The organism is bacterium (genome assembly GCA_012517375.1).
Lineage (GTDB): Bacteria > Hydrothermota > Tepidihabitantia > B3-TA06 > B3-TA06 > JAAYVC01.
In genome coordinates this window covers 17694-30349 of the sequence record JAAYVC010000069.1, presented here as the reverse complement: position 1 = coordinate 30349, position 12656 = coordinate 17694, and the positions used below count along the sequence as shown (strand labels likewise).

Below are 12656 nucleotides of genomic sequence, written 5' to 3'. Positions count from 1 at the left end.
GCCGAATTTCTCCAAAGGTGCGGAATAACAGAGTAGGGAAATAATTATTGTTAAAGGAGCGCTCACGCGCTCCTTTTTTTCGGGGTGTGCTGCAGGCTCGTCCTTCTTTTTCAGCATATTCTATTGTTTGCCAGCTTAAGAAGAGGTCAAGACCCTCCTTTAGTGAGCTTTCTCACGAGTCGCAGGCGATTGCTTCGGTCGCTCGCAGCGACACTCGCAATGACAGTCGTAGTATGGCGGGGTGAGAGGTGTAGGCGATACGGGTTGACCTTGCTCGTCTAATATATAGAATCCGTGATGGAACCTACTGCAGCTGGTCCTTCTCGAAGGGCCGTAATCGCGCTCGGCGGCAACGCACTCATGCGGCCGGGCCAGAAATACGCAAGCTTCGAGGAGCAGCGCCAGATAGTCGAAGAGACCGCTGCCCAGATTGCGGAACTCATTGATAAGGGCTGGCGCGTCGCGGTAACGCACGGAAACGGCCCGCAGGTTGGCGAGGTGCTTTTAGTCTCCCATTTAGCTCACGAAGCCGAGAAGGACATCCCCCAGATTCCTCTGGACGGCGCGAACGCATCCACGCAGGGCTCGCTAGGCTATCTCATCTGCCAGGCGATCCGCAACGCTTCAGTTGACGGCGACGCAAAGCGCGAGATTGCAGCGCTCGTGACGCAGGTTGTCGTAGACCCGCGCGACCAGGCGTTCCGCAACCCCACAAAGTTCGTAGGGCCTGCGTACAAGATAGAGGAGGCAAACGAGCTATCCATCCGGCTCGGGTGGAGGATGAAGGAGGACAGGGGCCGCGGGTGGCGCAGGGTTGTAGCCTCGCCGGAGCCGATAGAGATTGTGGAACTCGAGACCGTCAAAGATCTTATGGACTCGGGCGTATCGGTCGTTACTGTCGGAGGAGGCGGAATCCCTGTGACAAGAGAGGGTAAGCGGCTCAAGGGAGTCGCCGCCGTCATAGACAAGGACAGGGCGTCATCCCTTCTCGCCACACTCCTGCGCGTCGACCTTTTGGTGATTCTCACGCAGGTAGAGTGCGTGTATCTCGATTTCGACAAGCCTACGAGAAGACCTCTCACTGAACTTTCGGTGTCGGAGGCAAAAAATCTTTTATCGCAAGGGCAGTTCCCGCAGGGCAGCATGGGTCCCAAGATAGAGGCGGCAGTGAAATTTGCAGAAAAGGGCGGGAGGGGAGTGCTCATCACCGATCCGCCCAATCTCCTTTTAGGCATAGAAGGCAAAGCGGGAACGCGGATAGTACCGTGAACGCTCTCCTCTGCCTCACGATATTTTCAAAGCTACTTATCCCGATGAATTTAACCCAGACGAACCATCTAAAGGCTTACGGTATAGCCTACCATGCGCTTGAACGCGGCCAGAAGGTTGAGTGGCTCCTGAACTACGAGGGAGGTTCGTTTCTCATGGAGTCCTCGAAGAAGAACGTTGAGGAATGCCTTCTTGCGGGCGTCAAGGCCCAGGAAATTGATGCGGGAACCGAGGCAGCTATCCGGCAGACCATTGAGGAGTCAAACATGAATGCGGTCGTTCTTGAGAAGCCGCCCAGGATTGCCGTTTACGTGCCGCCTACCGCCGATCCATGGGACGATGCGGTGCGGCTTGCCCTGGACTATGCCAAGATTCCCTACGACATGCTGTGGGACCCGGAGGTGCTTGCCGGAAAGCTCAAGGAGTACGACTGGGTGCACCTTCATCACGAGGATTTCACAGGTCAGTTTGGAAAGTTCTACTCCTCATACTACACAGAGGAATGGTACCAGGAGCAGGTGCGCATGAACGAGGAGACCGCACGCAGATTGAAGTTCGGCTCGGTCAGAGAGCTCAAGCTCGCGGTAGCTCAGGAGATAAGGCGCTACGTGCTCTCAGGAGGATTTCTCTTCGCCATGTGTTCTGCAACGGATACATACGACATGGCGCTTGCCGCAGCCGCAACCGACATCGTGGACCGCATATTCGACGCAACACCGGTCGACCCGGACTGGAACACGAAGCTCGACTTCAACCCCACATTCGCGTTCGAAAACTTTACGCCCGTCACAGACCCCTACATCTACGAGCACTCAGACATCGACGTCTCGCTTCAGGCTTTCGACCGCGGCGAGGAGACGGTCTTCTCGCTCTTCGACTTTTCCACAAAGTTCGACCCAGTGCCATCGATGCTCGTGCAGAACCATGTGGCGTACGTCAAGGAGTTTCTTGGTCAGAACACAGGGTTCAACCGCCAGTTCTTGAAGCGCGACGTGCTCATTCTGGGAGAGGTGAAGGGATCGGAGGAGGTTAAGTACATCCACGGAAACCGCGGCGACGGCACCTTTACATTCTTCGGCGGACACGACCCTGAGGACTACCAGCACCGCGTGGGCGATCCAGCTACGATGCTCGAACTCTATCCCAGCTCGCCCGGCTACAGGCTCATTCTCAACAACGTGCTCTTCCCTGCGGCCGAAAAGAAACCATTGAAGACCTGAGCAAGTGAAATCCGACATTCGCTGCACTCCGTGTCTCTTAAAGCAGCTTGAACGCAGCGCGAAGGCGCTTAACCTCTCCAACGATGAATACAACACCCTCTTATCAAATGCCCGCAGGGAGGTTCCGCAAATCCCTCTGAGCCTTCCACCGAACATATACTCCACCCGGCTGCTTGAGATGCTTTACAAGAACGGAGCCGATCCCTACAGGAAGGAGAAGGCGCGGCACAACGATGAAGTCGAGAAGATGATTCCGTTCGTGAGGGAGGCGATTGAACGTTCCGAAAACCCGCAACGCGCCGCGCTGCTTGCGGCGTGTCTCGGGAACGTCATCGATCTCGGAACGCGCGAGAGCACGGATACGGCCGAGATAAAAGAGTTCCTCGAACATGCCAGCTTTGCAAGGGACGATTCGGCTCTTCTTCTTGAAAAAATCAAAGGAGCCAGAACGCTCGTCTACGTTCTGGATAACGCGGGCGAGGTAGTGCTCGACAGGCTGTGCGCGGACTTCCTTAATGTCCCTCTGACCTTTTTCGTCGCAAAAGAACAGCCTATCCTGAACGACGTTACAGTAAGCGAACTCGCGGACTTGGGTTTCCCGAAAGAGCGCGTTCTTTCGACAGGCTCCAACAGCCTGGGCATAGACTGGCCTACACTTAATCCAGAGGTGAGGAATCTGATGCGGGAAGCGGATGTTGTTATTGCCAAGGGCCATGCGAACTTCGAGAGTTTCGTCGACGGACCCCAGGAGGCGTTCCTTCTCCTTAAAGTAAAGTGCGAAGTGGTGGCTGAAAAGATAAAGGAAGACGCGGGCTCGCTCGTCTGCATGCACTACGCGCCGAAAAAGAACGGCTGAAATAACCTCCACTGATAACGTAATCCTTCTAATTGTTCTTTTCGAAAAATAGCAGTCATTGCGAGGTTTAACGCAGGAGGCGTTGACCGAAGCAATCGCCTTAATCGTCGACACTAACTCACATTTAATCATGACATAGTCTTGACAAAAAGAGGCGGTTTTGTATGATGTGTTCATGGGCGAAATCAAGAATGAAGTTGTAAGAGAATTAGAAAAGGTAGCCAATGCTTTTGAAAACTCGAAAAACGTTGACGCTTTTAAATCTAAATTCAACAAATGGTTCCAAGACACTATAAAGAACAAGGTTCAATATTAGTTACTTCCAAAGAAGAAAAAGAATCAGTTATAAAAATACTAAGTCGCATCGTCATCAATCCTGAAGGTAAGTGTAAGTATATTATTAGGACTTGGCGAAGCCGGTCACGATATCGAGCACCTTTTGGACCTCAGCCTCGGCGTTGTAGAAGTGCGGGGAAAGCCGTATAGCATTCTTCCTAAGCGACGATTTTACGTTATTTTTGTCCAATGTATCCCACAGCAGCCTGGAATCCTTATCCCTCAGTCTGAATGTGAGTATACCTGATGCGTGTGTTTCATCCAAGGGTGAGATTATCTCGGCATCCAACCCCTGCAGTCCATCCAGAAGCAACTTCCGCAGTTTGAATACCTTGCGGTTAATCTCCTCAATCCCTATCGAGTTCAGTATCTTAAGGTTCTCCACTAATCCAACGAGCGGCAGCCCGGGATATGAACCTGCTTCAAATCGCGCAGCTCCGTCTTTTAGAGGAGGAAGTGGATCGAAGATGTTGAAGTCGTCCCACACGAGACTCATCCAGCCCATGAAGGCGGGTTTAAGTCCAGGTAACGTATTTTTATTGACATACAGGATTCCGGCGCCAACAGGGCCAAGCAGCCACTTGGCTGAAGCGGCTGTGAAAAAATCAACCTTAATCTTTGATAAATCGATACTTACAGCGCCGCAGCCCTGGATTCCGTCCACAACGAGAAAGATACCCCTATCCATGCAGAAGTCTCCCAGGAGCTTGAGATCGACTCGATAGCCCGTAAAGAAATCGACCCAGTCAACCACAATAGCCTTTGTACGCGCATCCGTAAGAGCCATTAATCTTTCCTCAAGTGTTTCGATTCCTTTAACTTGTGTTTGCCTTTTTTCCACATCAGGGAGATTTGCAAACCAGGGAACGCGGTTAGCTGGAAAACTATCTTCAGTGAGAACGACGTTATCACCGGACTCGAACGGTATGGAATATAGCGCAGCAAGAAGTCCGGTCGTCGTATTGGTTATAAACCCAATCTCTTCGGGGGTTACGCTCAGAAGCGCGGCACCGCCTCTTCGGAATTCACCAAGTTCTTTTTTCCAGAACTCCCAGTCCAAATCGCCGAACTCGAGTCTGTCCACAACCTGCTTCATCAATTCCCTCGTCGTAGTCGCGAGCGGAGAGGATGAGGCATGGTTGAAGTATATGATGTTCTTTGTATGCGAGAACAGCATGCTTGTATCCATTGTCAATCTTACGCTCCAAACCTTGGTCAGTCAAGCCAATCACCCCTTTGGTCCAAGTGCAAGATACTGTCTGGATGAATGCATCTGCTAAAAGAACTCCATCTTTCATGAGAATGAGTTCTTTCGATTAGAGAAATCTGCAGGCGCTCTTGTCTTAACGCTGTAAATAAATTCCTCTCATACTTGACTTTTTGGAAATTGCGTATAAGCTTTCCGGTATGAAAATCGCTTTGTTTGCGGATTATAACGGGGGAGAAAGAATATGGCCGGCTCTTGAGGAAGCCCTTGAAGAACAACGACTTGACTTGATTGCATTCGTGGGTGATATCATAGATACGCCGGCGCGAGCGGAAGAGTGGAAATATCTGCTTGAAACAGGTAAGCCTTCTTCGAAGAAGAGGCCGGAACTTGAACAAGACGCTGTAGTGGAAGAGCTTGCGTACCGCGAGTTCTTCATCAATCTGACCGGGTTTGGCGTTCCTGTGGTGTTCGTACCAGGGCATCAGGATGCTCCCGTATCAAGACTTCTGGAGATGGCAGAAGGGTTTTCCAACGTCTACAATGTGCACGGAAAGCCCTTTAAGTATTCAGGTTACACGTTTGCAGGTCTTGGCGGAGGCATTGGTCCGGTAGATTGTGATGAAGTGGTTTACTGTTCGTCTGAAAAAAAAGCGTCAAAGATTCTGCCTGCGGACTGGTGTTCAGATCCGGAACACTCTATATTGCTTGCACATACGCCGCCACAGTCAAGAATGACCCTTGATGCGGGAAAGAATACTCACTCGGGATCACGGGTCATAAACGAACTAATTGAAACGTGCAAGCCCGCATTCTGTCTTGCGGGTGACGTAACCGGTTCTCCCGGACAGGATATGCTGGGTTCAACGCTTGTCGTGAATCCAGGTTCAATGTTCAAGGGCCGATATGCGCTTGTAGATCTGGAGCAGCACAGGGTTTTGTTTCCTACTCAGCTTAAGATGTGAACGAACCCCGATGGGAGTCGCTTGACCACATAAGCGATCTCGAACTTTTTATCCGAGGACAAAGCGAAGAAGAGCTGTTTGCAAACGCGGCTTTAGCCGTGGTTGCACAGATAGTGGAGCTCGAGGATCTGCAGGATGTTTCGGAGAAGACTATCGAGATAAGCTCCGGAACGCCTGAGGAACGGTTTCTCGACTGGCTGCGCGAACTGCTCTATCTTGTTTACACCGAGGACTTTCTCGTCTCGAGGATAGAAAGTCTCAGGCTTAGTGAGAAGAACGGAGAATACAAGGCGGTTGCGCTGGTCCGGGGCGAGAGTATCGACCCGGGGCGCCACCGCATGCTGCATGAAGTGAAGACCGTTACCTACCAGGAGTTTCTCTACGGAAAGGAGAAGGACTTCTGGCGGGCGCGGGTAGTATTCGATGTTTAGGAGGATGAAATGAAAAAAGTAAGCTTGAAGGTCGTTGCCGGACGCTGCAACCAGAATCTGCACAAGATTGGCGACGAATACGTTGTCGGTAACTGCACTCCGGAAGGGGTCTGCACATCCGCTTTCGCATCTGTCTTTCCTCTGATTCTTTCGCTGCAGACGGGCGGAAAGCTCTTTTGGGAAAAGGATCCGAAAGTAACTCGCGCGGCCTGTCCGGATGACGATGGAGTAGTATTTGAGATTAAACCGCTGGAGGAGTAATCCTCAAAAAGGAGAGCGGATGAAAAGGCTGCTTTTAGTCCTGGCGCTGGCAGGATTACTTGGCTGCGCTAAAGCATCAGAACCCGAACCACAGGAATCCGCATCTAAGGAATCCTTAAAGGAAAAGGTGCTTTTCGTCATAGCTCCAATAAACTTCCGCGACGAGGAGCTTAGCGTTCCTAAGCGTATCCTCTCGGAGGCAGGATTCGAGACGATAATTGCATCAAAGGATACCGCTACAGCTCGGGGCATGCTTGGCGCAAAAATCAAACCGGACATCAGCCTGTCCAGTGTCAACTCAGGCGACTACAAGGCGCTCGTAATAGTTGGGGGAAGCGGCGCAACCGTTCTCTGGAACGATACGACCCTTATCCGAATTGTGAAGGAATTTTTTGCGGCGAAGAAAGCAACAGGAGCAATATGTCTGGCGCCGGTTGTACTCGCCAGGGCAGGGATTCTTTCGGGCGCAGACGCCACCTGTTTCGAGTCCGTAAAACCAGAACTCATGAAGTACGGCGCCAGGTACCTTTCCCAAGACGTAGTCGTGAGCGGATGGATTGTTACCGGTTCGGGTCCTGCCGCGGCCCAGGAGTTCGCACATAGACTTCTTGAGCTCATTAAGGAGCAAGACGGTTGAAGGCGGTCGTTCAGCGCGTGAATGAGGCTTCAGTCAGCGTGGATGGAGAAAAGATTTCAGAAATCTCGCGAGGATTGCTTGTGCTTCTGGGACTTGAAAAGAGCGACAGCGAGGACGAAGTCCGCAACATGGCCGCAAGACTCGTTAAACAGCGTTTTTTTGAAGACGAAGCTGGCAAGATGAATCTTTCCATTGCCGATGTGGGAGGCCAGGTGCTTGCGGTTTCGCAGTTCACGTTGGCTGCCGATCTTTCACGCGGTCTCAGACCTTCTTTCGATTCGGCAATGCCGCCGGATGTAGCAAAAAAGCTTTTTGAATTCTTCGTCTCATCGCTCCGGGAGAAAGGAGTTCAAGTACAAGAAGGCGTGTTCGGTGCGCACATGCATGTGAAACTGGTTAACGACGGTCCCGTAACATTTGTTCTTGAAGGAGCAATGAAATGATAACGAGCATGACCGGTCAGGGAAGAGCCGTGAGTGTTATCAAGCCTGAAGGTCTGAGAATAACCGTGGAGGCACGGTCGGTAAATCACCGTTATCTCGACGTCGCTGTGAAGCTTCCCGACCAGCTTGCCGCATTCGAGGACGATATAAAGCAGATAGTCAAGCAAGAAATCGCGAGAGGATCCATAAACATATCCGTTCATATCGAAGAGTCCAACGGCAAACATCTTACCATCGATACGCAGGTGCTTGATGAGTTCACACGCATCCTTCGTGAACTAAAGAAGAAGATGCCTGTATCGGGCGAGCTCTCACCAGAGATTCTCTTCAGACTTCCAGGGCTCATCAAGGAAAAGCCGCGCGATGTTGATCCCTCAAAGATATGGAAAAGCGTGGAGACTCTCACTAGAAAAGCCTTAATGGACCTCGTTAAGATGCGCAAATCAGAGGGCCGCAATCTTGAAGCGGATTTGAAAAAGCGTCTTTCCGCAATCATGAAGAACCTTGCGGCTATAAAGAAACGGGTTCCAGGCAGGATACGTGAAAAAAAGGCAAAGCTTATTGAACTCATAGAAGGCATGCAGCTTGAAGCCGACCGCAACAGACTGCTGCAGGAGGTTCTCTACTTCTCGGAACGCTTCGACATCCACGAGGAATGCGTGAGGCTCGAAAATCACGCAAGACTATTCAGGGAGACCCTGAATGAAAAAATGTCGAACGGACGCAGACTCAACTTTACTGCACAGGAGATGATGAAGGAGACGAACACTATAGGCTCCAAGGCCAACGACACGGAGATCACTCACTTTGTCATCTCGATAAAGGAGGAGGTCGAAAAGATGAGGGAACAAGTCCAGAATGTTGAGTAGAAAAGCGTTTCTCCTTATCCTGTCCGCGCCTTCAGGCACCGGCAAAACCACTCTTTGCAGGGCGCTCCTAAGGCACGATTCAAACCTCGGATACTCCGTATCGGCAACCACGAGACCGAGGCGCGGCAAGGAGGTGGACGGAGAAGATTACCATTTCATCACTGATGAGAGGTTTGATAATCTCATAAAAGAATCAGGGTTTCTCGAATGGGAGGAGGTTTACGGCCACCGATACGGGACTCTCCGTTCAGAGATAGAGAGAAGCCAGTCATCCGGGCGCGACGTTATCCTTGACCTTGACGTTAAGGGCGCCCTGCATGTCCGGCAGGTTTATCCCGGGAGTGTTGCTGTTTTCCTTCTTCCGCCTACAATCGAGGAACTAAGGCACAGACTACTGACAAGGGGAAGAGAGGGCAAGGAACTGATAGAGGAGAGGCTGAAGGAGGCTCGTTCGGAGATTGAGAAGGCCAGAGAGTTCGATTACGTCATAGTAAACGATTCTCTTGCCGAGAGCGTTCACAAACTAACGGCGATTCTTGAAGCCGAAAGAGCGCGCTCTAAGAGAATATCTGAAATTAAATTGAACGGAGGATAGATGATAGAAGCGTCTTTAGAAAAGATATGGACCCGCTTTGAGAACAAGTACATCTTTCTCGCAAAGGCCTCAAGGGCAACACGCCAGCTCATAGAGGATATTGTCGAAGGAAGGATTGATGCGGTCGAGAACCCTTACATGCTGGGTCTCAACCGGACGCTACGAGGCGAAGAAGACATCTCTGGATGAACGAGAAACTCATTCTTGCGGTAACCGGCTCGGTCGCCGCCTACAAAGCGCCTTTTATATTGAGGCTGCTCAGGGAACGCGGATTCCGGACGCCTGTTGTGGTTACCGAAGCGGCGCTCAAGTTCGTCGGACGCGCAACCTTCGAATCACTTAGCACCGAAGGCGTTTACGACGACCTCTGGGCAAGAAGGGAGGCCTTGAATCACATATCGCTGCTTGAGGACGCAAAACTGGTCATCGTCGCTCCCGCAACTGCCAACACTATAGCCAAGACAGCCTGCGGCATTGCGGATAACCTGCTTTCAAGCCTTCTTCTTGCGGCTGACCCGCGAGCGCTTCTCTTTGCGCCTGCCATGAACTCGGGCATGTGGAACAACCCGGCAACGCAGGAGAATATCCAGACGCTCAAAAGCCGCGGGGTGACCTTCGTGGAACCCGGTACGGGCGAGCTTGCCTGCGGGGTTCGAGGCAAGGGCAGACTTGCCGAACTCGATGAGATAGTACTCGCCTGCGAGCGCATTGTACGCGCGAATCCGCAGCTTTCGGGCAAGAAAGTGGTGGTAACGGCCGGAAGAACGCAAGAGCAGATTGACCCTGTCCGCGTAATCACTAACCGCTCCTCAGGAAGGATGGGTAGAGAGATAGCGCTTGCGTTCGCCAGGGCAGGAGCAAGAGTGACGCTTGTCGCCGCGGAGACCTGCGTCCCTCCCCCTCCGGGTATCGAGACACTCAGGGCTCTATCCGCCTCCTTGATGCTCCAGACGCTCAAGAAGCTTATGCCTGAAACGGACGTTCTCGTGATGGCTGCCGCAGTAGCGGACTATTCACCAGTTGAATTATCCTCCGCAAAGATAAAGCAAGAAAAGCTTACCCTTTCCCTTGCAAAAACGCCCGATATCCTTTCCTCCCTTAATGAGTATGACGCTATCAAGATAGGGTTCTCGGTAGAAACCGGTGATGACTGGCATCAGACTGCAAAAAAGAAGCTCGAAACCAAGGGGCTTGACGCTATCGTGGCCAACCCGGCATCAGTAATTTCGAGCGAAGAGACCGAGGCTAAGATAATATATTCCTCGGGTGAGACGCTCGATTTTCCCCGGGCAAGCAAAGCGGAACTCGCCGAACGTATTGTCAGCATCGCAGGAGAAATCATCCAAGCAAGGAGAACGAATGCCTGACGGACGCCCCCCCCAGCAGGGACTCAGGGTACCCCCACATGCGCAAGAGGCAGAGGCTGCTGTTCTTGCAGCCATGATAATCTCCCATGATGCCATGAACAAGGCGTTCCAGGTGCTTCGTTCCGACTGCTTTTACGACAGGCGCAACAGATTGATAGCTGAGGGGCTCCAGGCGCTCTATGAACGCAACGAAACTGCCGATTTCGTGACCTTGAGCGAAGAACTCAAGCGCCAGAAGAAACTTGCCGAGGCAGGTGGGCTTGACTATCTTTCATCGCTTACCGAGAATGTGATAGCGCCCGCCCACGTTGAGGAGCATGCAAGAATTGTCTACTCCAAGTGGGTCCAGCGCCGTCTCATCGACATAGCCACGGGCATCGTTCACGAGGCGTACGATTCCACCCTGCCGGTGGACGACATGCTCGACAAGGCCGAGAATTTAATATTCGAGATAAAGGAATCAAAACTGCGGGGCGGGTTCGTTCCCCTTAAGGACCTTCTTGTTCCCGCCATGAGGGCCATAGACCGGGCAAAGCTCACGGGCAGGCATCTTACCGGGGTAAATACGGGCTTCATCGACTTGAACAGCAGAACGTCGGGGTTCCAGAGGGGAGAACTCGTAATCATAGCAGGCAGACCGTCGATGGGAAAGTCTTCGCTCGCCCTTAACATCGCGTGCAATGCCGCACGTCCTACAAGGGAGAACCCGGAACCGGGAAGGGTCGCCATATTGAGTCTTGAAATGACTACGGAGATGGTCGTCGAGCGAATAATCTGCTCAGAGTCGCGAGTGAGTCTGTCAAAGATAAGAACAGGCCGCATAAAACAGGACGAACTCGGCCGCATTGCAACCAAGATGGGCGATATCCAGCAGATGAATATACTCGTCGACGATTCTTCGGCAATCTCAATACTTGAGCTCAAGGCCAAGGTGCGCCGGGCTCATGCCGAGGGTCCGCTCGACATGGTCGTGGTCGATTACCTCCAGCTTCTGGACGCATCCGAGGGATTCTCCGGTCAGCGCAACCGACAGCAGGAGATAACGGAGATTAGCCGTGCGCTTAAAGCGCTCGCGAAGGAAATTAACGCTCCTGTTGTGGCATTGTCCCAGCTTTCAAGAAGGCCCGAGATGCGTGAAGACAAGAAACCGCAGCTTGCCGACTTGAGGGAATCGGGGGCAATCGAGCAGGATGCAGACCTTGTCCTTCTGATTCATCGGCCCGATTTTTACGATACGAAGAAGGTAGAGAGCGAGGAGATAGAAGACGAGGAGGGTGAGAAACACAAGGGCAGTTTGACGAACATTATCATCGCCAAGCAGCGCAACGGCCCCACGGGAGAGTTTGAACTGGTCTTCATCAAGAACCTCATGAGATTTGAAGACGCTATATCCTTCAGGGATTCCAGGGAGGATGAGGATTTCGGGGAAGAAACCATAGAGGAGATACCTTTATGATACGCCAGCTCGGCCGATATCTTTTGTTCACCTTCAGGGCGTTCAGCGGCATGGGATACGTGCTCAAGAGACCGAGGCTCATACTCGATCAGATATACTACCTTGGCTTGCGCTCGCTTCCGGTGGCTTCGTTCACTGCTATCTTCATAGGAATGGTCGTAACGCTCGTCACATCATACCAGCTTGAGGCCGAGCTTCCGCGCTTCTACCTCGGAGCTACTGGCGGAAGAACCCTCCTCATCGAGCTCGCGCCTGTCGTAATCTCGCTGCTCGTTGTTGCGCGTGTCGGCTCGAACATAACCGCAAGAATAGGCACAATGAAGGTGACGGAGCAGATCGACGCCCTTGAAACCATGGGCATAAACGCCGAACACTACCTCGCCCTGCCCATAATACTAGCGGGCGTCATAGTAGTCCCCATCCTCGTCATCTACTGCGACCTCATAGGGCTTGTCGCGGCAACGGTATCCGCAAAGCTCATACTGAACGTTTCTCCCGACGTATACATCTTCGGCCTGCGCAGGTTCGTAGAGCTGAAGGACGTACTGGGCGGACTCCTTAAAACCATCCTTTTCGGCTTGACGATGGGCTCCGTATCTTCCCACTACGGATTCGAGACAGGACTGGGCGCCGAGGGTGTTGGCGAATCCGTCACGTTCTCCGTAGTGACGTCGGCCTCCATGATCATGATAATCGACTTCATAGTCGCCTACCTGGTGTTCAGATGATTTCAATCTCTATTAA

At 52.2% G+C, this 12656-nt stretch carries 16 protein-coding genes; 15 read left to right on the top strand and 1 reads right to left on the bottom strand.

What is annotated here, in order from left to right:
* Positions 1-297 precede the first annotated feature (297 nt).
* The 4 genes from arcC to GX441_07510 all read left to right on the top strand — a co-directional run bounded on the left by arcC (position 298) and on the right by GX441_07510 (position 3661).
* Entirely contained in the window at positions 298-1269 is a 972-nt protein-coding gene (arcC, locus tag GX441_07525; GenBank protein ID NLI98491.1) for a carbamate kinase, read from the top strand.
* Positions 1266-2489: an asparagine synthetase B gene (locus GX441_07520; protein ID NLI98490.1), complete on the top strand. Its 1224-nt coding sequence runs from the start codon at positions 1266-1268 to the stop codon at positions 2487-2489. The genes arcC and GX441_07520 overlap by 4 nt, the downstream gene beginning before the upstream one ends.
* A gap of 4 nt (positions 2490-2493) precedes the next feature.
* The gene (locus GX441_07515) at positions 2494-3345 is read left to right on the top strand and encodes a DUF89 family protein (protein NLI98489.1); all 852 of its coding nucleotides are present in this window, start codon (positions 2494-2496) and stop codon (positions 3343-3345) included.
* Between the two features lie 175 nt (positions 3346-3520).
* Positions 3521-3661, top strand: a complete 141-nt coding sequence (locus GX441_07510; protein NLI98488.1) for a hypothetical protein — start codon at positions 3521-3523, stop codon at positions 3659-3661.
* 84 nt (positions 3662-3745) lie between these two features.
* On the opposite strand, the gene GX441_07505 is transcribed toward GX441_07510, so the two are convergent.
* Complete coding sequence (locus GX441_07505) at positions 3746-4870, bottom strand: aminotransferase class V-fold PLP-dependent enzyme (protein ID NLI98487.1); 1125 nt, start codon at positions 4868-4870, stop codon at positions 3746-3748.
* A 218-nt stretch (positions 4871-5088) separates the two neighbouring features.
* On the opposite strand from GX441_07505, the gene GX441_07500 reads away from it, so the two are divergent.
* The 11 genes from GX441_07500 to GX441_07450 are packed head-to-tail and all read left to right on the top strand — an operon-like array spanning position 5089 to position 12640.
* Positions 5089-5853, top strand: coding sequence for a hypothetical protein (locus tag GX441_07500; protein ID NLI98486.1), 765 nt, complete (start codon positions 5089-5091; stop codon positions 5851-5853).
* A complete protein-coding gene (locus tag GX441_07495; GenBank protein NLI98485.1) occupies positions 5850-6284 on the top strand; it encodes an archease in 435 nt (144 codons plus the stop codon). Before GX441_07500 ends, GX441_07495 begins: the two co-directional genes overlap by 4 nt.
* Before the next feature lie 9 nt (positions 6285-6293).
* Positions 6294-6545: a TIGR04076 family protein gene (locus tag GX441_07490; protein NLI98484.1), complete on the top strand. Its 252-nt coding sequence runs from the start codon at positions 6294-6296 to the stop codon at positions 6543-6545.
* Between the two features lie 19 nt (positions 6546-6564).
* Positions 6565-7182, top strand: a complete 618-nt coding sequence (locus tag GX441_07485) for a DJ-1/PfpI family protein (protein ID NLI98483.1) — start codon at positions 6565-6567, stop codon at positions 7180-7182.
* Entirely contained in the window at positions 7179-7625 is a 447-nt protein-coding gene (locus GX441_07480) for a D-tyrosyl-tRNA(Tyr) deacylase (protein ID NLI98482.1), read from the top strand. Before GX441_07485 ends, GX441_07480 begins: the two co-directional genes overlap by 4 nt.
* Positions 7622-8494 carry a YicC family protein gene (locus tag GX441_07475; protein ID NLI98481.1) on the top strand — a complete coding sequence of 291 codons (873 nt, stop codon included), beginning with the start codon at positions 7622-7624 and terminating at the stop codon, positions 8492-8494. The genes GX441_07480 and GX441_07475 overlap by 4 nt, the downstream gene beginning before the upstream one ends.
* Positions 8484-9089: a guanylate kinase gene (gene gmk, locus GX441_07470; protein ID NLI98480.1), complete on the top strand. Its 606-nt coding sequence runs from the start codon at positions 8484-8486 to the stop codon at positions 9087-9089. The genes GX441_07475 and gmk overlap by 11 nt, the downstream gene beginning before the upstream one ends.
* Positions 9090-9278 (top strand): hypothetical protein, encoded by a 189-nt coding sequence (locus GX441_07465; GenBank protein ID NLI98479.1) that lies wholly within the window; start codon positions 9090-9092, stop codon positions 9276-9278.
* The gene (gene coaBC / locus GX441_07460; protein ID NLI98478.1) at positions 9275-10456 is read left to right on the top strand and encodes a bifunctional phosphopantothenoylcysteine decarboxylase/phosphopantothenate--cysteine ligase CoaBC; all 1182 of its coding nucleotides are present in this window, start codon (positions 9275-9277) and stop codon (positions 10454-10456) included. The genes GX441_07465 and coaBC overlap by 4 nt, the downstream gene beginning before the upstream one ends.
* Entirely contained in the window at positions 10449-11912 is a 1464-nt protein-coding gene (dnaB, locus tag GX441_07455) for a replicative DNA helicase (GenBank protein NLI98477.1), read from the top strand. Before coaBC ends, dnaB begins: the two co-directional genes overlap by 8 nt.
* Positions 11909-12640 (top strand): ABC transporter permease, encoded by a 732-nt coding sequence (locus tag GX441_07450; GenBank protein ID NLI98476.1) that lies wholly within the window; start codon positions 11909-11911, stop codon positions 12638-12640. The genes dnaB and GX441_07450 overlap by 4 nt, the downstream gene beginning before the upstream one ends.
* The last annotated feature ends 16 nt before the right edge of the window (positions 12641-12656 follow it).